The sequence below is a fragment of the Pseudomonas sp. B21-010 genome (assembly GCF_024749325.1).
Lineage (GTDB): Bacteria > Pseudomonadota > Gammaproteobacteria > Pseudomonadales > Pseudomonadaceae > Aquipseudomonas > Aquipseudomonas kilonensis.
Genome location: NZ_CP087198.1, coordinates 5827569 through 5850166 on the forward strand (window position 1 = coordinate 5827569; position 22598 = coordinate 5850166).

General features: G+C 60.6%; 18 protein-coding genes. 11 read left to right on the forward strand and 7 right to left on the reverse strand.

The genetic code is table 11. The features are described 5' to 3' along the window. Positions 1-181: 181 nt before the first annotated feature. The 4 genes from LOY50_RS26075 to LOY50_RS26090 form a co-directional block, all read right to left on the reverse strand. Positions 182-1225, reverse strand: a complete 1044-nt coding sequence (locus LOY50_RS26075; RefSeq protein WP_258689533.1) for an ABC transporter substrate-binding protein — start codon at positions 1223-1225, stop codon at positions 182-184. Between the two features lie 49 nt (positions 1226-1274). Further along, positions 1275-2399: an ABC transporter ATP-binding protein gene (locus tag LOY50_RS26080; RefSeq protein WP_214509844.1), complete on the reverse strand. Its 1125-nt coding sequence runs from the start codon at positions 2397-2399 to the stop codon at positions 1275-1277. Positions 2400-2744: 345 nt separating this feature from the next. Then, on the reverse strand, positions 2745-3374 hold the full coding sequence (locus tag LOY50_RS26085; protein WP_122566692.1) for a response regulator transcription factor: 630 nt from the start codon (positions 3372-3374) through the stop codon (positions 2745-2747). Positions 3375-3497: 123 nt separating this feature from the next. Further along, the gene (locus LOY50_RS26090; protein WP_258689536.1) at positions 3498-5894 is read right to left on the reverse strand and encodes a PAS domain S-box protein; all 2397 of its coding nucleotides are present in this window, start codon (positions 5892-5894) and stop codon (positions 3498-3500) included. A gap of 74 nt (positions 5895-5968) precedes the next feature. On the opposite strand from LOY50_RS26090, the gene LOY50_RS26095 reads away from it, so the two are divergent. Beyond that, positions 5969-6961 carry an alpha/beta hydrolase family protein gene (locus tag LOY50_RS26095; protein WP_258689537.1) on the forward strand — a complete coding sequence of 331 codons (993 nt, stop codon included), beginning with the start codon at positions 5969-5971 and terminating at the stop codon, positions 6959-6961. Between the two features lie 216 nt (positions 6962-7177). On the opposite strand, the gene LOY50_RS26100 is transcribed toward LOY50_RS26095, so the two are convergent. The 3 genes from LOY50_RS26100 to LOY50_RS26110 are packed head-to-tail and all read right to left on the reverse strand — an operon-like array spanning position 7178 to position 9640. Beyond that, complete coding sequence (locus LOY50_RS26100) at positions 7178-7945, reverse strand: TerB family tellurite resistance protein (RefSeq protein WP_258689538.1); 768 nt, start codon at positions 7943-7945, stop codon at positions 7178-7180. A 1-nt stretch (position 7946) separates the two neighbouring features. After that, complete coding sequence (murU, locus tag LOY50_RS26105; protein WP_258689539.1) at positions 7947-8618, reverse strand: N-acetylmuramate alpha-1-phosphate uridylyltransferase MurU; 672 nt, start codon at positions 8616-8618, stop codon at positions 7947-7949. Then, positions 8615-9640, reverse strand: coding sequence for an aminoglycoside phosphotransferase family protein (locus LOY50_RS26110; RefSeq protein ID WP_253469915.1), 1026 nt, complete (start codon positions 9638-9640; stop codon positions 8615-8617). Before LOY50_RS26110 ends, murU begins: the two co-directional genes overlap by 4 nt. 130 nt (positions 9641-9770) lie before the next feature. Between LOY50_RS26110 and LOY50_RS26115 the strand changes: the two genes are divergently transcribed. The 10 genes from LOY50_RS26115 (at position 9771) to LOY50_RS26160 (ending at position 22540) form a co-directional block, all read left to right on the forward strand. Further along, on the forward strand, positions 9771-12539 hold the full coding sequence (locus LOY50_RS26115; RefSeq protein WP_253469919.1) for an LPS-assembly protein LptD: 2769 nt from the start codon (positions 9771-9773) through the stop codon (positions 12537-12539). Next, positions 12520-13836 carry a peptidylprolyl isomerase SurA gene (gene surA / locus LOY50_RS26120; RefSeq protein ID WP_152667581.1) on the forward strand — a complete coding sequence of 439 codons (1317 nt, stop codon included), beginning with the start codon at positions 12520-12522 and terminating at the stop codon, positions 13834-13836. The genes LOY50_RS26115 and surA overlap by 20 nt, the downstream gene beginning before the upstream one ends. Beyond that, positions 13833-14822, forward strand: a complete 990-nt coding sequence (pdxA, locus tag LOY50_RS26125) for a 4-hydroxythreonine-4-phosphate dehydrogenase PdxA (protein ID WP_214509851.1) — start codon at positions 13833-13835, stop codon at positions 14820-14822. Before surA ends, pdxA begins: the two co-directional genes overlap by 4 nt. Continuing rightward, complete coding sequence (rsmA, locus tag LOY50_RS26130; RefSeq protein ID WP_018607222.1) at positions 14819-15637, forward strand: 16S rRNA (adenine(1518)-N(6)/adenine(1519)-N(6))-dimethyltransferase RsmA; 819 nt, start codon at positions 14819-14821, stop codon at positions 15635-15637. Before pdxA ends, rsmA begins: the two co-directional genes overlap by 4 nt. A 115-nt stretch (positions 15638-15752) precedes the next feature. Further along, a complete protein-coding gene (gene apaG / locus LOY50_RS26135) occupies positions 15753-16133 on the forward strand; it encodes a Co2+/Mg2+ efflux protein ApaG (protein ID WP_214509852.1) in 381 nt (126 codons plus the stop codon). Beyond that, on the forward strand, positions 16133-17008 hold the full coding sequence (locus LOY50_RS26140; protein ID WP_253469922.1) for a symmetrical bis(5'-nucleosyl)-tetraphosphatase: 876 nt from the start codon (positions 16133-16135) through the stop codon (positions 17006-17008). The genes apaG and LOY50_RS26140 overlap by 1 nt, the downstream gene beginning before the upstream one ends. 32 nt (positions 17009-17040) lie before the next feature. Beyond that, on the forward strand, positions 17041-17370 hold the full coding sequence (gene glpE, locus LOY50_RS26145) for a thiosulfate sulfurtransferase GlpE (protein ID WP_253469925.1): 330 nt from the start codon (positions 17041-17043) through the stop codon (positions 17368-17370). A 300-nt stretch (positions 17371-17670) separates the two neighbouring features. Continuing rightward, on the forward strand, positions 17671-19593 hold the full coding sequence (locus LOY50_RS26150) for a PrkA family serine protein kinase (protein ID WP_253469928.1): 1923 nt from the start codon (positions 17671-17673) through the stop codon (positions 19591-19593). 113 nt (positions 19594-19706) lie between these two features. Further along, complete coding sequence (locus tag LOY50_RS26155; RefSeq protein WP_014340517.1) at positions 19707-20978, forward strand: YeaH/YhbH family protein; 1272 nt, start codon at positions 19707-19709, stop codon at positions 20976-20978. Continuing rightward, a complete protein-coding gene (locus LOY50_RS26160; RefSeq protein ID WP_253469931.1) occupies positions 20975-22540 on the forward strand; it encodes a SpoVR family protein in 1566 nt (521 codons plus the stop codon). Before LOY50_RS26155 ends, LOY50_RS26160 begins: the two co-directional genes overlap by 4 nt. The last annotated feature ends 58 nt before the right edge of the window (positions 22541-22598 follow it).

Genomic DNA, 22598 nt, shown 5'->3' on the forward strand with positions numbered 1-22598 from the left:
GCCTCTGTTCTTTTGAAACCGCAACCTGTGGGAACGAGTCATTGTGGCGAGCGAGCTTGCTCGCGCTGGGCTGCGAAGCGGCCCCAAAATTTTGTCGGCAACGCCAATTTTGTGAGTGCTGCGCACTCAAGCGGGAGCAAGCTCCCTCGCCACAAAAGCCCGTTCATTCAGGGCGCTTTGGTTACTTCGCAGCCCAGGAGTTGAAGCGCTGCTCCAGTTGCTCACCGTTGTCAGCCCAGAAGCTGACGTCGATCTGCACCTGGTTGGCGATGTTTTCCGGGGTGGTCGGCATGTCCTTCAGGACATCCTTGGCCAGCAACGGTACAGCCTGGGTGTTGGCCGGACCGTAGGCGATGCTTTCCGAGTAGGTCTTCTGCTGCTGCGGCGCCACCGAGAAGGCGATGAATTTCTTCGCAGCTTCGGCGCGGGTCTTGTCCAGGCCGCGTGGGATGGCCCAAGCGTCGAAGTCGTAGATGCCGCCGTTCCACACCACTTTCAGGTTGCTTTCTTTCTGTACCGCGGCGATCCGGCCGTTGTAGGCCGAGCTCATGACCACGTCACCTGAGGCCAGGTACTGCGGCGGCTGGGCACCCGCTTCCCACCACTGGATGTTCGGCTTGAGCTCATCGAGCTTCTTGAAGGCGCGATCCTGGCCATCTTTGCCAGCCAGCACTTTGTAGACGTCTTTCGGCGCTACGCCATCAGCCATCAAGGCGAATTCCAGGGTGTACTTGGCGCCCTTGCGCAGGCCGCGTTTGCCCGGGAATTGCTTGGTGTCCCAGAAGTCCGCCCAGCTGGTCGGCGCGGTCTTCAGTTTGTCGGCGTTGTAGGCCAGCACGGTCGACCACACGAAGAAGCCCACGCCGCAAGGCTGGATGGCGCCCTTGACGTAGTCTTCGCTCTTGCCGAACAGCTTCGGATCGAGTTGTTCGAACATGTCTTCGTCACAACCACGGGACAGTTCCGGGGACTCGACTTCTACCAAATCCCAGGAAACGCTCTTGGTATCGACCATGGCCTTGACCTTGGCCATTTCGCCGTTGTACTCGCCAGCCACGATCTTGCCATTGCCGGCCGCTTCCCACGGTGCGTAGAAGGCTTTGACCTGAGCCGCCTTGTTCGCCCCGCCGAAAGACACCACGGTCAGGTCCGGGCCCGCCGCCATCGCGCTTGCCGCACCCATCATGCCCAGTGTCAGGGCTGTGAACTTCAGGGATCTCAACATTTATTGTTCTCTCCACGTGCAGGGTTGGTGTTGGTACAGCAGGGGGCGATCAATTCGCCTCTAGAAGGGGATCGAGCGCACGCACATGCTCGACTTGCCAGCCAAGCGGAACCACGTCCCCGACGGCGAGCGCGGGATCGAGCTCGGCAATCGGCTGTTTCACGAAGAAGTCGGTCTTGCCGCAGACTTCCAGGCGAACCCGGACGTGGTCGCCCAGATAGATGAATTCCGCCACCCTCCCTGAGAAGCGGTTGACACATTGTTCGCTGACGCCGTTGAGGCTCACCCGTTCCGGACGGATCGACAGGGTCACCGGCTCGCCGGGCTGGCCGACGTTCACCGCCAGGGCCTCGACCTTCTCGCCACGCCCCAGCTCCACCAGGCAACGGTCGCCGGTGTGACTGTGCAGACGACCGTTGAGACGGTTGTTTTCGCCGATGAAGTTGGCGACGAAGGTGTTTTTCGGCTCTTCATACAGTGTGCGCGGTGGGGCGATCTGCTGGATCTCGCCCTGGTGGAATACCGCCACGCGGTCGGACATGGTCAGGGCTTCGCCCTGGTCGTGAGTCACGTAGACCACCGTCACGCCCAGGCGCTGGTGCAGGTGCTTGATTTCCATCTGCATGTGCTCGCGCAATTGCTTGTCCAGCGCACCCAGGGGTTCGTCCATCAGCACCAATTGCGGCTCGAACACCAGCGCCCGGGCCAAGGCCACCCGTTGTTGCTGGCCGCCGGACAATTGCGCCGGGTAGCGTTGGGCGAAGCTGTCCAGCTGGACCATGCTCAAGACGCGCTTGACCCGATCACTCACGTCGCTCTTGTTCAGGCCACGCACCGTCAGCGGGAACGCCAGGTTCTCGGCGACGGTCATGTGCGGGAACAAGGCGTAGTTCTGGAACACCATGCCGATGTCGCGCTTGTGCGGCGGCACATTGTTGATCGAGCGCCCGGCCAGCAGGATCTCGCCGGCGGTGGGGGTTTCAAACCCGGCGAGCATCATCAGGCTGGTGGTCTTGCCGGAGCCGGAAGGCCCGAGCAGGGTCAGGAACTCGCCTTTGCGAATATCCAGGTTGAGGTCTTTGACGATCAGGTTCTCGCCGTCGTAGCTCTTTTGCACACCACGAAAGCTGACCAGCACATCACTGGCCCCCGCGCTTGAATCGACCTGGCTCATACCCGCACCTTTTGTTTTGATGACTGCTTGTGAGTCAAGCCTAGTGGAGCCTGGGGCCTGCGCAAATCGGGACGCAGGAGAGAATCACCTCAGCCGGATGGAAGAGTCGGGGTAGGGATTGCCCTACAGGGATGGCGGGATTGGGTAAATGCAGTGGCGCGTTTTAAGCGGCAAGCAGCAAGTAGGGGCAAAAAGCGCTGTTGGGGCGTGTCGCAAATGGATATGCCAACACGAAACCCTGTGGGAGCGAGCTTGCTCGCGATAGCGGAGTGTCAGCCAACATCAATACTGAATGTGCTGCCGCCATCGCGAGCAAGCTCGCTCCCACAGCGGGAGTGGTGAAGCTCAGAGCAACTTGTGCTCCATCGCATATTTCACCAGCTCCGCCAACGAAGTGATGTTGAGCTTCTGCATCAGCCGTGCCTTGTGGGTGCTGATGGTCTTGCTGCTCAGGGCCAGTTGCTGGGCGATATCGTTGACGTTGGCGCCCTGGGCCAGGCGTTCGAAGACTGAGAATTCACGCTCGGACAGCAGCGAGTGCAGCGGTCGTGCGTCGGTCAGGCCGACTTCGAAGACCATGCGGTCGGCCAGGTCCGGGTCGATATAGCGTCCGCCGGCGGCGACCTTGCGAATCGCCATGAGCAGCAGGGCCGGATCACTGTCCTTGGTCGCGTAGCCGGCGGCACCGACTTTCAGGGCGCGGGCAGCCATTTGCGCTTCGTCATGCATCGACAGCACCAGGATGGCCGGCGGATTGTTCAGCGCCCGGATCCGTGGGATCGCCTCCAGGCCGTTGACGCCGGGCATGGAGATATCCAGCAGCACTACTTCGCAGGGCACATGCCGCAAGGTTTCGAGCAACTGCTCACCATTGCTCGCCTCCCCTACCACCACCAGATCCTTGGCCAGGCCGATCAGCTGCTTGATGCCTTCACGGACGATGGTGTGGTCTTCGGCTACCAGTACACGGATCACATTGTTCTCCAGATTCAGGATCTCATCGCGAGCAAGCTCGCTCCCACAGGGTGTATGTGTACATCTGAATCAATGTGGGAGCGAGCTTGCTCGCGATTGGGCCCGTCCAGGCAACCCACCCCATCAGGCCTCACGCAACGGCACCCGCACCGACAGGGTCGTCCCCTCCCCCGGCTCACTCTCCAGGGTCAACTGCCCGCCCATGATCAATACCCGTTCACGCATGCCGACCAGGCCAAAGGAGGTTGGCCGACCCGTATCGGCAATAAATCCTACACCGTCGTCGCTGACGGTCAGGCACAATTCGTCGCCCTCCTGAACCAGCGTCAGCTCTACAGTATGCGCTTGGGCATGGCGCATCACGTTGGTCAGCGCTTCCTGGAGAATCCGGAACAGGCCAATGGCCTTGGCGTCGCTCAGGGCCGGCAGGTTGTCCGGCACCTGCACCAGGCATGGGATCTGCGTACGCGCCTCGAAACGCCGAGCCTGCCATTCGATGGCCGAGGCAATGCCAGCATCCAGGATCGGCGGGCGCAGCGCCGTCGCCACGTCCCGCACCAGCTGGAACAACTGGGCAATCAGGCGCTTCATGCTATTAAGCCGCTCATGCAGGCCCGGGTCGAGTTGCGCGTAGGCCAATTCACACATGGATGTTTCTAGCTTCAACACCGTCAGCATCTGGCCCAACTCGTCGTGGACCTCCCGGGCAATGCGCGCCTTTTCCTCTTCCCGCACGCTTTCCAGGTGCGCCGACAACTCGCGCAACTGTTCCCGGGAGCTGGCCAGCTCCAGTTCGATACGCTTGCTTTCGGTGATGTCCCAGACGATTCCGTCCCAGACGTAGGCGCCATCTTCGAGACGACGGGTGATCGCCTTGATCTCGGCCCAGCGCTCCAAGCCTTCGCGGGTCAGGATGCGGCCCTGCCATGACCAGTCACTGTCGGTGTCCAGCGCCTGGTCCTGAGTGCGGTGGTAATCGGCCTTGTCCTGCGGGTGCACCAGGCTGCGCAGCCCGGTGTCGCTGCGGGCCAGGGTTGCAGGGGAATAACCCACCAGGCTTTCGCTGCCTTCGCTGATGTAGGCAAAGTCGATCTGGCCAGTCACCGGCGCCCGCTCCAGGCGAAAGACCAGACCCGGCACGTTGGCGGCGATGCCTTGCAACCGCGCTTCGCTTTCGCGTAGCGCCGCCAGCGCACGTCGGCGCTCGGTCACGTCGTTGAGATAGACCACCAGGTATTCGGCGTCGCGAAAACGCAGGAAGCTCAGGGAAACGTCAGCCGGCAAGATGCTGCCATCGGCTCGCACGCATTCGGTTTCGAAACTCTGCGGCCCATCTTCACTGGCCCGGGCACGCTTCCACAGGTTCAGCCAGCGATCCATGTGCAAGCCCGGCTCGAAGTCGATCAACGGGCGGTCGATGATGGCGCCCGAGGCATAACCGAGCATGGTTTCAGCCGCTCGGTTGGCATAACGCACGTGGCTGTCCCAATTGACCCAGAGGATGCCGACCGTACTTTGATCGATGGAAAACTGCGTCAGGCGCAAGGCTTCTTCGCTGGCAGTACGCTGGGCGATGTCCTCCCTCGCGGCACGCAGACGACGCTCCAGCGCGCGTTGCTGGCGGCGCTGCCAGAACACGATGGCGACGCTGCTGAGCAGCAGGGCCAGAATCAATAGGGTCAAGTTCTGCCAGAAGCCCGGGGTCTCGGTCAGACGTGGATATTTTGGTTTGAGCCAACGGCTGTGCAGTTGCTCCAGCTCCTTGGCCGGGATCGCCTGCAAACCGCTGTCGATGATCTCGGCCAGTTCCGGCCAGTCCCGGCGCGTGGCAACCCGCAGCAACTGCGGCAGGCCGATGTCGCCCACCACCGCCAGCTCGGCGAATTCGGGCTCGACCATCAACCGCCCGAGCTGTGCCTCATCGACCACCGCGTATCGGGCCTGCTGGGTCAACAGCAATTGCAGGGCCTCGCGCTCCATCGGCACGCCTTGCAGATTCAGCGTCGGGTAGTTGCTGCGCAGGTAATCGGCCGTCGCGCTGGGCATGCGCACCGCGACCCGAGCCTGGCTGTCGAGTTTTTCCAACTCCACCCCTTCGGCGCCCTTCTGCGCGCCGACGATCAGTTGCGGCACGCGCATATAGGGATCGGAAAACTGCCAGAGCTTGAGCCCGCCCGGGGATTGGGTCAGGCCCGGAGCAACGTCCACCTCACCGGCACGCACCGCTGCTTCCAGTTGTGCCAGGTCCTGGAAATTGCGCCAGGTGAGCTCGACGTTCAACGCCTTGCCCAGCCATTGCATCAACTCGACGTTAGTGCCGGACAAACGCTGCAGGCGCCGGTCGTATTGGGCATAGGGCGCCTGCAATACCAGGCCGACCCGCCATTGCGGATGTTGCACCAACCACTGGCGCTGGCCTGCATTCAATTGCACCCCATGCGCCGACGGCGCGGGCGCGGCCCACGCCATCAAGGGAAGCCATAAACAGCCGATAACCCACAGGCAGCAAAAACGCATCATCGAAGTCTCATGCACTGACAAATACTGACCAACCCATTAGGCTGCCGGAAATACTTCTGGTCATGGAATATCCGATGCCCTCTGTTTATCGCCTGGCGTTGCCAGCATTGTGCCTGTCGCTGATCCTGCCAAGTGCCTTTTCCGTACAGGCCAGCGAAACGGCGCCCGCCGTGCAGCAACCTGCCGAGGAAAAACCCGTCGAGCGCCAACCCTTGCTCGAGCGTAGCCAGGAAGAAGCGACCGCACTTGAACGAACCGTCCCAGCTCAGGAACAACAACAGTTACAGACCGGCAGCGATGCCTTCCTGGCGCTGTGGAAACCGGCCAATACCGGCGATCCCAGGGGCGCAGTCATCATAATCCCCGGTGCTGGCGAAACAGCTGACTGGCCTCAAGTTATCGGCCCTTTGCGGAAAAAGTTGCCCGATGTCGAATGGAGCAGCCTGAGTATCACCCTGCCGGACTTGCAAAGCGACGTCATTGCACCGCGCGTAGTGGAAGCACCGCCCGCGACCAAGCCGGCCGACACCGCTGCCGCGGCACCGGACGCCACCACGGCGGCGCCGATCGAACAGGTCGCAGGCGGCGAAGCCGATGCGGCAGATCCAGTCGTCGCCCAAACCGATGAAGAACATGCCAAGGCCGACGCCGAGCGTATCTTCGCCCGTATCGATGCAGCCCTGGCCTACGCCGAACAGCAAAGCGCACGCCGCATCGTGCTGCTGGGCCATGGCACTGGCGCCTATTGGGCAGCACGTTACCTGAGTGAAAAGCAGCCCTCGCAGGTCGAACGTTTCGTGATGGTGGCCGCCCAGACTCCAACCACCGCCAAGCCGGCCCTGGCCGAACTGACCTCGACCTTGAAACTGGCGACCGCCGACATTTTCTACATGGACAAGCCGCTGGATCGCAACGCGGCGCTGGAGCGCTTGCAGGCGAGCAAACGCTTGAAAGGCTCGACCTTCAGCCAGGTGTCCCTCAAGGCCCTGCCGAACCCGTCGGCGGAGCAGGAGCAGCTGTTTCGTCGGGTTCGGGGCTGGTTGAATCCGCAGAAGGCAGGGGAGTAAGGGCTGGCTCAACGTTGTGTTTCGGTGCCATCCACCGTGGCGAGGGAGCTTGCTCCCGCTGGACCGCGCTGTAGGAGCTGCCGAGCGAAGCGAGGCTGCGATCTTTCCAAGACCAGTTGAATATCAAGCGAAAGATCAAGATCAAAAGATCGCAGCCTTCGGCAGCTCCTACCGCAGCCGAGCGGGAGCAAGCTCCCTCGCCACAAGGGCAGTGGGCTAGCGAAAATCCCGCCGCTCGCGAATCAACCGATAGGCGTTATGCAACTCCCGGGTTTTGTCGGTGGCTTCACGCACCTGCAAGGGCGTTGCCCCGCTGCCGGCAATCTTGTCCGGGTGATGACGACTGAGCAGGCGTCGGTAAGCGCGCTTGATCTGTGACGGTTCGCTGGTGGCCGAAACCCCCAGCAAGCGCAAGGCTTCCTGATAGGTCACCCCACTGTTGGGCCGCGACAGTTTCTGCGGCTCGTAGTCAGCCGCCAGCGCCTGGACCTGTTGCGGTGTCCAGCCCAACCATCGCCCCCACTGGGCCACCAGTTCTCGCTCGCTGATACCGGCGCGCCCATCGGCCCAGACCATTCGCCAACACGCGCGCAATACCCCTTCAGCCGCATGCGGCTGGACAGCCAGGCGGCGCATGTAACCGCGCAAGCGATCGTTCCCGGACTTGCCCCGGTTGAACGCTGCGATCGCCCGGCGTTGCGCCGGCTCGCTCAAGTCCAGTGCACGCATTTCCTGGCGAGCCTGCTGGATGTGGCCATCGACCACGCGGCCATCGCTTTTCGCCAGCCGCCCGAGCAATACAAACAACAATTCATCATTGCGTAACGCCGGGCGTCCACCCAGGCGCTCACGTACCTGCGCCCAGCCCTGCAGGTTCAGACGCCGATCCAGCGCCTGTCCCAACAACGCCCCAAGCATGGCCCCCGGAATGCTGGCTATGGCAAAGCCCGCCCCGGCTCCAATCAGAGTCCCTGGCCACCACATATCAACCGCTCGCTTCTATCAAGGTTTCGACCTGCGCCAAACGTTCATGGGTGCCGACATCGACCCAATGCCCTTTGAGGTGCTCGCCACTGACGCGCCCCTCGGCCATGGCCGCGCGCAACAGCGGTGCAAGCTTGAACGCACCGTCCGAGCAACCGTCGAACAACCGCGGGTGCAGGACGGCAATGCCGCTATAGGTCAGGTTGTCGGCAGGCGCGTGCCTATCGTGAACCTTTCCGTCGACCAGGACGAAATCGCCGTCTGGGTGATGCTCGGGATTATCGACGAGCACCAGGTGCGCCAACCCTTCGAGCGGCCGGCGCAAAGCGTTGAAGTCGTAGTCGGTCCAGACATCGCCGTTCACCACCACAAACGCTTCATCGCCCAGCAGCGGCAAGGCCCGGAAGATTCCACCGCCGGTTTCCAGCGGCTCGCCTTCAGGGGAAAACCGAATGCTCACGCCAAACCGTGAACCATCCCCCAGGTGATCTTCGATCTGCTGACCGAGCCAGGCGTGATTGATCACGATCTCGGTGAATCCGGCCCTGGCCAGCGCCCGCAAGTGGTATTCGATCAAGGGAACACCACCGACGCGAATCAATGGCTTTGGCGTGGTAAGGGTCAAGGGCCGCATGCGTTCGCCCTTGCCCGCCGCCAGAATCATCGCCTTCATGCCGTTGCTCCGGCCGATTGCCGCAGGCTGCCCAGAAGCTCATCGAGCGGTGCCAGCTCCGGACGACGGGCAATGACCGCTTCTATATAAGCAAAGAATCGCGGCACATCGCCGAGGTAGCGTGGCTTGCCATCACGATGACAAATGCGCGCGAAGATCCCGATGACCTTGAGATGACGCTGCACGCCCATCAAATCGCTGGCGCGCAGGAAGTCCTCGAGGTCCGGCTGAACGGGAATGCCGAGGGCGCCGGCCTGCTGCCAGTAACTCTCCAGCCAGCCGCGCACGCGCGCCTCGGGCCAACTGAGGAAGGCGTCCTTGAACAGACAGGTCACATCGTAGGTGACGGGACCATAGACGGCATCCTGAAAGTCCAGCACGCCGGGGTTCGGCACGCTGAGCATCAGGTTGCGTGGCATGTAGTCCCGGTGCACCAGCACTTTGGGCTGGGCCAGGGCGCTGTCGATCAGCAGCTCACTGGCCTGTTGCCAGAGTTGTTGCTGGGCCGAATCCAACTCGATACCCAGCTCGCGCTTGACGTACCACTCGGGGAACAATTCCAGCTCCCGACGCAGCAGCGCGACATCGTAGCTCGGCAGCGGCGCAACCATTGGCAATTGCTGGAAAGCCAACAAGGCTTGCAGGGCATCGCGGAATAAATCGTCGGCATTTTCGCCGCTGATCACGTCCAGATAGGTCTGATTGCCCAAGTCATTGAGCAAAAGAAAGCCGCGTTCGAGGTCTTCGGCATAAATTTTTGGTACGTTAATGCCGGATTTCGCCAGTAAAAAAGCAATATCCACGAAGGGTTTGCAGTTTTCCTGGGGCGGTGGCGCATCCATTACGATCAAACTGCGACCCTCGCCTTCCCAGCGGAAATAACGCCGGAAACTCGCGTCACTGCTGGCGGCGGTCAACGTGGCCGGGGGTACGACGCCCCAGCCCTGTTGAGTGAAAAGGATCGGCAGTTGTTCATCGAGCCAAACTTTCAGGTGTTGCAAGCGTACATCTTGGTCGGGCATTGCAAGGGTCTCCGACGGCGCTAGCCGTCAAGCGGGTCATGCTTTATTATCCAGCATCTTTTTCAGACCATCGAGAGGCGTGCGGCCCACACCGCGGGCAGATGGCACGCAGGAAGCCCGGACTAATAAGATGGCATTGAAATCCCCCGCGTTTCGTAAAAAATTTCCGTTGCTGGTCACCGGCAGTCTGCTGGCCCTGCAACCCCTGGCCTCTTCATTCGTCGTCGCGGCGCAGCAGTATGACTGCTCCGTCTCCGCTTCGGGTGCCTGGGACTGTGCGCCCAAGACACCGGCCGCCGCGTTGCCGCCGCGTCCCGTGCATGATGGCAGTGCGGTTTCCGACAGCGGCGCCGCTGCGGCCGACAGCAGCTCGGGCGAGGAAGCCGGCGAAAAGCCGATGCTCGTTACCGAAGCCAAGGGCCGTGGCCTGAAGTCACGCAGTGCAGACTACAGTCACCTCGATTGGGTTCCACGGGAGAACCTCACCCCGGCGCAATTGGCTGAAACCGGCCCTTACTGCTCGGGTGCCTATATCGAGCCAACCCGTCCTGGCATGAACGACAAGACGGCCAAGAGCGACGCTCCTACCTTCCTCGGCGCCAAGGCTTCACGCTATCAGCAGGAAGAACAGGTGGCGACCCTGGCCGGCGATGTGGTCATGCGCCAGGGCAGCATGCAGGTCGAGGCCGACGAGGCCAGCCTGTACCAGGCCGAGAACCGTGGTGAGCTGAGCGGCAACGTGCGGGTTCGCGACAACGGCGCACTGATCGTCGGCGACCATGCCGATGTACAGCTGGACACCGGCGAAGCCAAGGTCGACAACGCCGAATACGTCATGCACAAATCGCGCATCCGTGGTAACGCGCTGTACGCCAAGCGCGCCGAAAACGCGATCATCCGCCTCAAGGACGGTACGTACACCACGTGCGAACCGAACAGCAACGCCTGGACGCTCAAGGGCAACAACATCACCCTGAACCCGGCCACCGGCTTCGGTACCGCGACCAACGTGACGCTGCGGGTCAAGGACATTCCAGTCCTGTACACGCCTTACATTTACTTCCCGATCGACGACCGTCGCCAGTCCGGCTTCCTGCCGCCGACCATCGGCAGCGGCAGCGATACCGGCTTCCTGCTGGTTACCCCGTACTACTTCAACCTGGCACCGAACTACGATGCCACGTTGTACCCGCGATACATGGGCAAGCGTGGCCTGTTGATGGAAGGCGAGTTCCGCTACCTGACCAAGTCCAGCGAAGGTCAGTTCGGCGCGGCGTACCTCAACGACGAAGACGATGAGCGCAGCGGGCAGACCGACTACGACAAGACGCGCTACATGTACAACTGGCAGCACAAGGGCGGCCTCGATTCGCGCGTGCTGACGGAAGTCGACTACACCAAGATCAGCGATCCTTACTATTTCCAGGATCTGCAGACCGATCAGATCGGTGTCGAGTCCAGGGACTTCGTGAACCAGCAAGGTGTAGTCAGCTATCGCGGCGATAATTATGTCGCCCGCTTGAATGCCCAGGCTTACCAGATGGCGACGATTTCGAAGATCACGCCCTATAATCGCCTGCCCCAGATCACCTTCAATGGCTCCCTGCCCGAACATCCGTATGGCCTGGATTTCGCGTACAAGACAGAGTTGGTGCGATTTGATCGTGATTTGCGGACCGGTAACTACACCGACGAAGACGGTAATACTGAGCCCTTCCTCGATACTCGCGTCGCAGGCTTGGCACGGGCCAACGGCGACCGCATGAACCTGGCGCCAGTTATCAGCCTGCCGATGACCGCGTCCTACGGCTATATCAAGCCATCCCTCAAGTACCAGTACACCCAATACGATTTGGATCTGGATGGTAGGGGCAAGAGCGCCGTTGGGAACAGCTACGACAGCACGCCAAACCGCAGTGTTCCTATCGCCAGCGTCGACAGCGGCCTGTACTTCGATCGCAACACACAATGGTTCGGTACCAACTATCGCCAGACCCTGGAACCACGCCTGTTCTACCTCTATGTACCGGAGAAGGATCAGAGCGATATCCCAGTCTTCGATACCAGCGAATCGACTTTCAGCTATTCCTCGCTGTTCCGCGACAACCGCTTCACCGGCTCCGACCGTGTCGGGGACGAAAACAAGCTGTCCCTGGGCGTAACCAGCCGCTGGATTGAAGACAACGGCTTCGAACGCCAACGTGTCGCCGTTGGCCAGGCGTTCTATTTCAAGGATCGCAAGGTCCAACTGCCTGGCATCGACTTCGAGACCCGCGAAGACGCCAAGTCGGACGTCTCTCCATACGCGCTGGAATACGAATACCGCTGGAACCGCGACTGGCGCACCACCGCCACCTACAACTGGGATCCGGACACCCGCAGCCCTCGTTCGGGCAGCGCGATGTTCCACTACCAGCCGGAAGACAACCCGAACAAGGTCATCAACGCCGGTTATCGCTATCGCAACGACCAGGTCCGTTACGACGAGACCACTGGTCAATGGCAAGTGGGGGGTGGCGACTACGGCAGGCCGGGTGATCCGAACTACGTGAAGGACTACTACAAGATCAAGCAGCACGACTTCTCGGTCATCTGGCCGATCGTGCCGCAGTGGAACGCAATCAGCCGCTGGCAGTATGACTACAACCGCAACCGCACCCTGGAAGCCTTCGGTGGTTTCGAATATGACAACTGCTGCTGGAAACTGCGCCTGATCAACCGTTACTGGGTCGACTATGAAGAGTTCAGTCAAGCCGCCCCGGAAAACGAAAAAGGCGACCACGGCGTCTTCCTCCAAATTGTTCTGAAGGGACTCGGCGGCCTTACTGGCGCCAAGGTAGAGAGCTTCCTCGACAAAGGCATCCAAGGTTATCGTGAACGTGAAGACCAAGCTTTCTGATTGTCTGCGCCCGCTGATGCTGGGCGCGCTGTTCCTGGGTACCGCGGCCAACGCCGCGGTACAGTCCATCGATAAAGTGGTGGCCATCGTCGACAACGACGTGGTCATGCAGAGCCAGCTGGACCAGCGCGTCCATGAAGTGCAGCAAACCATCGCCAAGCGCGGCGGTGGCCAGCCGCCACCAGGCGTACTGGACCAGCAAGTGCTCGAACGCCTGATCGTCGAAAACCTGCAGTTGCAGATTGGCGAACGCTCCGGCATTCGCATTACCGATGAAGAACTGAACCAGGCCGTTGGCACCATTGCCCAGCGCAACAACATGAGCATCGACCAGTTCCGGGCCGCCCTGGCTCGCGACGGCCTCTCCTACGAGGACGCCCGCGATCAGATCCGCCGCGAAATGGTCATCAGCCGTGTGCGTCAGCGCCGTGTGGCCGAACGCATCCAGGTGTCGGAGCAGGAAGTGAAGAACTTCCTCGCTTCCGACCTGGGCAAGATGCAGCTTTCCGAAGAACTGCACTTGGCGAACATCCTGATTCCGACGCCGGAAAGCGCCAACTCCGAAGCGATCCAGAGCGCTTATCGCCAGGCAATGGATGTCTACCAGCAGCTCAAGCAAGGCGCTGATTTCGGTCAGATGGCCATTGCCAAGTCGGGCAGCGACAACGCCCTGGAAGGCGGTGACATGGGCTGGCGCAAGCCCGCTCAACTGCCGCCTCCGTTCGACCGCGAACTGAGCGCCATGGCCGTGGGCGACATCACCCAACCAGCGCGTACGCCAGGCGGCTTCATCATCCTGAAAGTGCTGGAGAAGCGCGGTGGTGGAACCCAGGTCCGTGACGAAGTGCATGTTCGCCACATCCTGATCAAGCCAAGCGAGATTCGCAGCGAAGCCGAGACCAAGCGCCTGGCGGAGAAACTCTACGACCGCATCGAAGCGGGTGAAGACTTTGCTGAACTGGCGAAAAATTTCTCGGAAGACCCGGGCTCTGCCCTCAACGGCGGCGACCTGAATTGGGTTGACCCCAATGCACTGGTTCCCGAGTTCCGCCAGGTCATGGCCGACACGCCGCAAGGCCAGCTGTCCAAACCGTTCAAGAGCCCTTATGGCTGGCACGTGCTGGAAGTCCTTGGCCGCCGCGCCACTGACAGCACCACCCAGGCTCGCGAACAGCAGGCAATGACTGTCTTGCGCAACCGCAAATACGACGAAGAGCTGCAAACCTGGCTGCGTCAGATTCGCGACGAAGCCTACGTTGAAATCAAACTTCCTGGTGCAGACCAGGCAGCGCAGTGAAACCCAAGCGTTTCGCGCTGACTCCCGGCGAACCAGCCGGCATCGGTCCCGACCTGTGCCTGCTGCTCGCCTCGCAAGCCCAGCCACATCCCCTGATAGCCATCACCAGTCGCGACCTGCTCCTTGAGCGGGCCGCGCAACTGGGGGTGGTCGTCAACCTGTTGCCCGTGACACCGCAGGCCTGGCCGGACGTCCCGGCGCCCGCCAACAGCCTGTATGTCTGGGATACGCCCCTGGGCGCTCCGGTCGTCACAGGGCAGTTGGACAAGACCAACGCCGCGTTCGTCCTGCAAACCCTGACCCGCGCAGGCGAAGGCTGCCTGGACGGGTCATTCGCAGGCATGATCACCGCACCGGTGCACAAGGGTGTGATCAACGAGTCCGGGATTGCCTTTTCCGGGCACACCGAGTTCCTGGCTGAGCTGACCCACACCGAGCAAGTAGTGATGATGCTCGCCACCCGTGGCCTGCGAGTGGCCCTGGTGACCACTCACCTGCCCTTGCGGGACATCGCCGACGCCATCACCCCGGAACGCCTGGAGCGGGTCACGCGCATCCTGCACGCCGACCTGCAGGAAAAATTCGGCATCGCCCGGCCACGCATCCTCGTCTGTGGGCTCAACCCCCATGCCGGTGAAGGCGGACACCTGGGCCGTGAAGAAATCGACATCATCGAACCCACCTTGGAGCGCTTGCGCAGCGAGGGCATGGACCTGCGTGGCCCGCTGCCTGCCGACACTCTGTTTACCCCAAAATATCTGGAGCACTGCGACGCGGTGCTGGCGATGTACCACGACCAGGGCCTGCCCGTGCTGAAGTACAAAGGTTTCGGCGCGGCGGTCAACGTGACGCTGGGCCTGCCGATCATCCGCACCTCCGTGGACCATGGCACTGCCCTGGACCTGGCCGGCAGCGGCAAGATCGATACCGGCAGCCTGCAAGTCGCGCTGGAAACCGCCTACCAGATGGCCGAGACCCATTTATGACCGAGCAATACCAACACCGCGCGCGCAAGCGTTTCGGCCAGAACTTCCTGCATGACGCCGGCGTGATCGATCGCATCCTGCGCTCGATCCGGGCCAAGCCCGACGACCGCCTGCTGGAAATCGGCCCGGGCCAGGGCGCCCTGACCGAGGGTCTGCTCGATAGCGGCGCGCAACTCGATGTGGTGGAACTGGACAAGGACCTGGTCCCGATCCTCAACCAGCAGTTCGCCGGCAGGAGCAATTTCAGCCTGCACCAGGGCGACGCGCTGAAGTTCGACTTCAATAGCCTGAACGCCGCGCCGAACAGCCTGCGGGTGGTGGGAAACCTGCCGTACAACATCTCCACGCCGCTGATCTTCCACCTGCTGAGCAACGCCGGCCTGATCCGCGACATGCACTTCATGCTGCAAAAGGAAGTGGTCGAGCGCCTCGCCGCCGGCCCTGGCGGTGGTGACTGGGGTCGCCTGTCGATCATGGTCCAGTACCATTGCCGGGTCGAACACCTGTTCAACGTAGGCCCGGGTGCGTTCAACCCGCCGCCGAAAGTCGACTCGGCCATTGTCCGCCTGGTACCCCATGCCGTCCTGCCGCACCCGGCCAAGGATCATCGCCTGCTGGAGCGGGTGGTACGTGAAGCGTTCAACCAGCGTCGCAAGACCTTGCGCAACACCTTGAAACTATTGCTCAGCAGCACCGAAATCGAAGCCGCCGGCGTCGATGGCAGCCTGCGCCCAGAGCAGTTGGACCTGGCTGCGTTCGTGCGCCTGGCCGACAAACTCAGTGAACAGGTCGCCCCGCAAGTCGACGCCAACTGAACGGGTGACGATCGCTATCGGGCAGTACGCCAGTCTGGTCTACTACCCGATACTTGGCCTAGACTGATCCCTTGAGTCGCGCCCGCGTCCCGCTTCGTTTTTAAGGCCTTTTTGCATGTCCGATCCTCGTTACCAGGTCGACGTCAGCGTCACCACCCGTTTTCTGGCAGAACAGTCGCAACCCGAGCATGACCGCTTCGCTTTCGCCTACAGCATTACCGTGCGCAATAACGGCTCCTTGCCGGCCAGGCTGCTGTCACGGCATTGGATCATCACCGACGGCGATGGCCATGTCGAAGAAGTGCGTGGCGAAGGTGTGGTCGGCCAGCAGCCGTTGATCGAGGCAGGCAAAAGCCACAGCTACAGCAGCGGCACGGTGATGACGAGCAAGGTCGGCACCATGCAGGGCACCTACCAGATGCTGGCCGAGGACGGCAAACGCTTCGACGCCGTCATCAAGCCCTTTCGCCTGGCCGTGCCCGGAGCCCTGCACTAATGGCCACGTATGCGGTCGGCGACCTGCAAGGCTGCCTCGACCCGCTCAAATGCTTGCTGGAGCGCGTTGCTTTCGATCCTCAAAAAGACACGCTGTGGCTGGTGGGCGACCTGGTCAACCGTGGCCCGCAATCCCTCGAGACCTTGCGCTTTCTCTACAGCATTCGTCAGTCGCTGGTGTGCGTGCTCGGTAACCACGACCTGCATCTGCTGGCTGCCTGGCAGAACATCGAGCGCCTGAAAAAGTCCGACACCTTGAGCGAAATCCTCGACGCACCCGATTGCGTTGAATTGCTGGAGTGGTTGCGCCAGCAGAAGCTCATGCACTACGACGAGGCGCGCAACCTTGCACTGGTCCATGCCGGCATCCCGCCCCAGTGGTCCCTGCGCAAGGCGCTCAAGTGCGCTGGCGAAGTCGAACAGGCATTGCGCGACGACAACCTGTTCGCCCCCTACCTGGATGGCATGTACGGCAACGAGCCGGTCAAGTGGGACAACGACCTCACTGGCAGCGCTCGTCTTCGCGTCATCACCAATTATTTCACGCGCATGCGCTTCTGCACCCGCGACGGCAAGCTCGATCTCAAGGGCAAGGAAGGCATCGAGACGGCGCCGCCCGGCTACGCCCCCTGGTTCAAGCACAGTGAGCGCAAGACCCGTAACCTAAAGATCATTTTCGGGCACTGGGCGGCACTGGGCGGACAATCCGACGAACCTGGCGTCTTCGCCCTCGATACCGGTTGCGTATGGGGCAGCGCCATGACCCTGATGAACGTCGACACTGGCGAGCAACTGCATTGCGATTGCGATGAACAGGGCCACGCCAAAACCTATCACCCGACCACTGCACCATTGCCGGCCGGCACTGCCGTTTGACCGGCGTTGCGCTTCAGCTACAGGAGCCCCTCATGAGCGAATTCAAACGCATCCCCCCGGAACAGGCCAAGGCCCTGCGCGAGCAAGGCGCGGTCGTCGTCGATGTCCGCGACCCAGCCACTTTTGCGGCTTCGCATATCAGTGGCTCCCGGCATCTGGACAACCATTCCATCGCCGACTTCATCCGTGCCGCCGACCTCGATGCGCCTACGGTCGTGGTCTGCTATCACGGCAACTCCAGCCAGAGCGCGGCCGCCTATCTGGTCAGCCAGGGCTTCAGCGACGTCTACAGCCTGGACGGCGGTTTTGAATTGTGGCGTGCGACTTTTCCTTCAGAAACAGCGCAAGACAATCACGAATAATTTTTTATGCCGCCCAAGCCCGCGTGAACCGTGGGCTTGAGCGATGGCAGACGAACGGTCTGCCATAACTAATTACGTATTCCACCTTTACCTCCGCGATTCCGAACTATCCTTAGCCTCAGGCCATCCAAAACAGGGGAGAGCCGGTACACCGGCGCGCGGGTCATCGGGAGTCAGCTTTCAAGAGCCTGCATTCTTGAAAGCATTCTGGGGGGTAAAACGGCAACTGGGTTCCCAGCGGCTGTCCAGCATCGACTGATTGATCCGACACCGGCTCCACGTATCGAGCGAGGTGACGTCATGAGCATTTTTAGCCACTTCCAGCAACGTTTCGAGTCCACGCGGCAGGAGGAATACTCGCTGCAGGAATACCTCGAACTCTGCAAGCAGGACCGCAGTGCCTATGTATCGGCTGCGGAGCGTCTGTTGCTGGCAATCGGAGAACCGGAGCTGCTGGATACCTCGACCAACTCGAGGCTCTCGCGAATCTTTTCCAACAAGGTGATTCGCCGCTATCCGGCCTTTGCGGACTTCCACGGGATGGAAGAATGCATCGAACAAATCGTGTCCTATTTCCGCCACGCCGCCCAAGGCCTGGAAGAGAAGAAACAAATCCTTTATCTGCTCGGCCCCGTGGGTGGTGGTAAATCGTCCCTGGCCGAGAAGCTCAAGCAACTGATCGAAAAAGTGCCCTTCTACGCCATCAAGGGCTCGCCGGTGTTCGAATCGCCTCTAGGGCTTTTCAACGCCACTGAAGATGGCGCGATCCTCGAGGAAGACTTCGGCATTCCACGCCGCTATCTCAATACCATCATGTCGCCATGGGCAACCAAGCGCCTGGCCGAGTTCGGCGGTGACATCAGCCAGTTCAAGGTGGTCAAGCTCTATCCATCGATCCTCAACCAGATCGCGGTGGCCAAGACCGAACCGGGTGACGAAAACAACCAGGATATTTCCGCCCTGGTGGGCAAGGTCGATATCCGTAAACTGGAAGAATTCCCACAGAACGACGCCGACGCCTACAGCTATTCGGGTGCGCTGTGCCGGGCCAACCAGGGCCTGATGGAATTCGTCGAAATGTTCAAGGCGCCCATCAAGGTGCTGCACCCGCTGCTGACCGCCACTCAGGAAGGCAACTACAACAGCACCGAGGGCCTGGGGGCCATTCCGTTCACCGGCATCCTGCTGGCCCACTCCAACGAATCGGAATGGCATACCTTCCGCAACAACAAGAACAACGAGGCCTTCATCGACCGAATCTACATCGTCAAGGTGCCGTACTGCCTGCGAGTGAGCGATGAGGTGAAGATCTACGACAAGCTGCTGTTCAACAGTTCGCTGTCCAAGGCTCATTGCGCACCCGACACCCTGAAGATGCTTGCCCAGTTCACGGTACTGTCGCGCCTCAAGGAGCCGGAAAACTCCAACATCTATTCGAAGATGCGCGTGTACGACGGTGAAAACCTCAAGGACACCGATCCGAAGGCCAAGTCGATCCAGGAATACCGCGACAACGCGGGGGTCGATGAAGGGATGAACGGGCTGTCCACACGTTTCGCGTTCAAGATCCTGTCCAAGGTCTTCAACTTCGACCCCCACGAGATCGCGGCCAACCCGGTTCACCTGCTGTATGTGCTGGAACAGCAGATCGAGCAGGAGCAATTCCAGGCCGAAACCCGCGAGCGCTACCTGCGTTTCCTCAAGGAATACCTGGCCCCGCGCTACATCGAGTTCATCGGCAAGGAAATCCAGACGGCGTACCTGGAGTCCTACAGCGAGTACGGCCAGAACATCTTCGACCGCTACGTGCTGTACGCAGACTTCTGGATCCAGGACCAGGAATACCGCGACCCGGAAACCGGCGAAATACTCAATCGCGTGGCCCTCAACGAGGAACTGGAAAAAATCGAGAAACCGGCGGGCATCAGCAATCCGAAGGACTTCCGCAACGAGATCGTCAACTTCGTATTGCGCGCCCGGGCCAACAACAACGGCAAGAACCCAACCTGGCTCAGCTATGAAAAGCTGCGGGTGGTCATCGAGAAGAAAATGTTCTCCAACACCGAAGACCTGCTGCCAGTCATCAGCTTCAACGCCAAGGCCAGCAAGGAGGACCAGCAAAAACACAACGATTTCGTCACACGCATGGTCGAACGTGGCTACACCGACAAACAGGTACGACTGCTCTCCGAGTGGTATCTGCGGGTCCGGAAATCGCAGTAAGCAGCGGCAAGCTTCTAGCTACAGCCTGCAAGGGAACGGCGTTGAGCCCATGGCTCGACGCCACGCTCCTTGCAGCTTGAGGCTTACGACTTGAAGCTCCCCCGGAGGGGCCTATGAGCTATGTGATCGACCGACGCCTTAATGGCAAGAACAAGAGCACGGTGAACCGCCAGCGGTTTCTGCGGCGTTACCGTGACCACATCAAGAAGGCCGTCGAAGAGGCGGTCAGCCGTCGTTCCATTACCGACATGGAACACGGCGAACAGATCAGTATCCCCGGTCGCGACATCGACGAGCCGGTGCTTCACCATGGTCGCGGTGGCAAACAGACCGTCGTGCACCCCGGCAACAAGGAATTCACCAGTGGCGAGCACATCCCCCGTCCCCAGGGCGGAGGCGCCGGCAAGGGACCCGGCAAGGCCGGTAACTCCGGCGAAGGCATGGATGAGTTCGTGTTCCAGATCACCCAGGAGGAATTCCTGGAGTTCATGTTCGAGGACCTGGAGCTGCCGAACCTGGTCAAGCGCAACCTGACCGGCACCGACACCTTCAAGACCGTGCGTGCCGGTATCAGCAACGAAGGCAATCCGTCACGCATCAACATTATCCGCACCCTTCGCTCGGCCCACGCCCGGCGTATCGCTCTGTCGGGCAGCAGTCGGGCAAAACTACGCGAGGCCAAGGAAGAACTGGCCCGCCTGAAACGCGAAGAACCCGACAATTTTGGCGACATTCAGGACCTTGAAGCGGAAATCGAGAAACTCAGCGCCCGCATCCATCGCGTACCGTTCCTCGACACGTTCGACCTCAAGTACAACCTGCTGGTGAAACAGCCAAACCCCAGCTCCAAGGCGGTGATGTTCTGCCTGATGGACGTATCCGGTTCCATGACCCAGGCCACCAAGGACATCGCCAAGCGCTTCTTCATTCTGTTGTACCTGTTCCTGAAACGGAACTACGACAAGATCGATGTCGTGTTCATCCGCCATCACACCAGCGCCCGGGAAGTGGACGAAGAGGAATTCTTCTATTCCAGGGAAACCGGCGGCACCATCGTCTCCAGCGCCCTGAAGCTGATGCAGGAGATCATGGCCGAGCGCTACCCCGCCAACGAATGGAACATCTATGCAGCCCAGGCGTCGGACGGTGACAACTGGAACGACGATTCACCGATCTGCCGTGACATCCTGATCAACCAGATCATGCCGTTCGTCCAGTACTACACCTACGTGGAAATTACTCCACGCGAACACCAGGCCTTGTGGTACGAATACGAACGGATTGCCGAAGCTTTTTCCGACACATTTGCCCAACAGCAATTGGTCTCGGCCGGGGATATCTACCCGGTCTTCCGTGAACTCTTCCAGCGCAGGTTAGTGACATGACCGCCAAAAAAGAGCAGAAGCGCCAGCCTATTTCCACCGGCTCCGAATGGACATTCGAGCTGATCAAGGCCTACGACCGCGAAATCAGCCGTATCGCGGACCGTTATGCCCTCGACACCTACCCGAACCAGATCGAGGTGATCACCGCCGAGCAGATGATGGACGCCTACGCGTCGGTCGGCATGCCGCTGGGCTATCACCACTGGTCCTACGGCAAGCACTTCCTCAGCACCGAGAAATCCTACAGCCGGGGCCAGATGGGGTTGGCCTATGAGATCGTCATCAACTCCGATCCTTGCATCGCCTACCTGATGGAAGAAAACACCATCTGCATGCAGGCCCTGGTGGTGGCGCATGCCTGCTATGGGCACAACAGCTTCTTCAAGGGCAACTACCTGTTCCGCACCTGGACCGATGCCAGCTCGATCATCGATTACCTGGTGTTCGCCAAGCAGTACATCATGCAATGCGAGGAACGCCATGGTATCGACGCGGTGGAGGACCTGCTGGACTCCTGCCACGCCCTGATGAACTACGGCGTGGACCGCTACAAGCGGCCGTATCCGATTTCCGCCGAAGAAGAACGTCGGCGCCAAAAGGATCGCGAAGAGCACCTGCAAAAACAGATCAACGATCTGTGGCGCACCATCCCCAAAGGTGCAGACAAGTACAACGAAAAAGACAATGCCCGGTTCCCTGCCGAGCCCCAGGAAAACATTCTCTACTTCATTGAAAAACATGCGCCGCTGCTGGAGCCGTGGCAGCGGGAAATCGTGCGCATCGTGCGCAAGATCGCCCAGTATTTCTATCCACAGCGCCAAACCCAAGTGATGAACGAAGGCTGGGCCACGTTCTGGCACTACACGCTGATGAACGACCTGTACGACGAGGGCCTGGTCACCGACGGCTTCATGATGGAGTTCCTGACGTCCCACACCAGCGTGGTATTCCAACCTGGCTTCGACAGCCCGTACTACAGCGGTATCAACCCCTACGCACTGGGTTTCGCCATGTACCGCGACATCCGGCGCATGTGCGAAAACCCTACCGAAGAAGATCGTCACTGGTTCCCGGAAATCGCCGGTTCGGACTGGTTGTCCGCCATTAAATTCGCCATGAGCAGCTTCAAGGACGAAAGCTTCATCCTGCAGTACCTCTCGCCCAAGGTGATCCGCGACCTGAAACTGTTCAGCATCCTCGATGACGATCAGAAAGATGACCTGGTGGTACCTGCCATTCACGATGAGGGCGGCTATCGCATCATTCGCGAAACCCTGGCGGCGCAGTACAACCTGGGCAATCGCGAGCCCAATGTGCAGATCTACAGCATCGACCGCCGCGGGGATCGCTCGCTGACCCTGCGGCACCAGGCGCACAACCGCAAACCACTGGGCGACTCCACCGACGAAGTGCTCAAGCACCTGCATCGCCTCTGGGGTTTCGACATCCACTTGGAAACCCTGCAAGGCGACCAGGTGATGAAAACCCATCACGTGCCACCCAGAGGCGAACAAGCCGAAGGAGACTACGGTCGCCTGGACCTAGCCGTCATTCATCTTTGAGCCCGTTTTCACCTCCGGACGTCCGACGCAAAGGTTATCCTGTCGGACCAACGGAGGT

Bases quoted from the DNA above. Each gene is read 5' to 3' on its own strand.
- LOY50_RS26075 (WP_258689533.1), bottom strand. From the start codon at position 1,225: ATGTTGAGATCCCTGAAGTTCACAGCCCTGACACTGGGCATGATGGGT.
- LOY50_RS26080 (WP_214509844.1), bottom strand. From the start codon at position 2,399: ATGAGCCAGGTCGATTCAAGCGCGGGGGCCAGTGATGTGCTGGTCAGC.
- LOY50_RS26090 (WP_258689536.1), bottom strand. From the start codon at position 5,894: ATGATGCGTTTTTGCTGCCTGTGGGTTATCGGCTGTTTATGGCTTCCC.
- LOY50_RS26095 (WP_258689537.1), top strand. From the start codon at position 5,969: ATGCCCTCTGTTTATCGCCTGGCGTTGCCAGCATTGTGCCTGTCGCTG.
- LOY50_RS26100 (WP_258689538.1), bottom strand. From the start codon at position 7,945: ATGTGGTGGCCAGGGACTCTGATTGGAGCCGGGGCGGGCTTTGCCATA.
- murU (WP_258689539.1), bottom strand. From the start codon at position 8,618: ATGAAGGCGATGATTCTGGCGGCGGGCAAGGGCGAACGCATGCGGCCC.
- LOY50_RS26110 (WP_253469915.1), bottom strand. From the start codon at position 9,640: ATGCCCGACCAAGATGTACGCTTGCAACACCTGAAAGTTTGGCTCGAT.
- LOY50_RS26115 (WP_253469919.1), top strand. From the start codon at position 9,771: ATGGCATTGAAATCCCCCGCGTTTCGTAAAAAATTTCCGTTGCTGGTC.
- rsmA (WP_018607222.1), top strand. From the start codon at position 14,819: ATGACCGAGCAATACCAACACCGCGCGCGCAAGCGTTTCGGCCAGAAC.
- apaG (WP_214509852.1), top strand. From the start codon at position 15,753: ATGTCCGATCCTCGTTACCAGGTCGACGTCAGCGTCACCACCCGTTTT.
- LOY50_RS26140 (WP_253469922.1), top strand. From the start codon at position 16,133: ATGGCCACGTATGCGGTCGGCGACCTGCAAGGCTGCCTCGACCCGCTC.
- glpE (WP_253469925.1), top strand. From the start codon at position 17,041: ATGAGCGAATTCAAACGCATCCCCCCGGAACAGGCCAAGGCCCTGCGC.
- LOY50_RS26150 (WP_253469928.1), top strand. From the start codon at position 17,671: ATGAGCATTTTTAGCCACTTCCAGCAACGTTTCGAGTCCACGCGGCAG.
- LOY50_RS26155 (WP_014340517.1), top strand. From the start codon at position 19,707: ATGAGCTATGTGATCGACCGACGCCTTAATGGCAAGAACAAGAGCACG.
- LOY50_RS26160 (WP_253469931.1), top strand. From the start codon at position 20,975: ATGACCGCCAAAAAAGAGCAGAAGCGCCAGCCTATTTCCACCGGCTCC.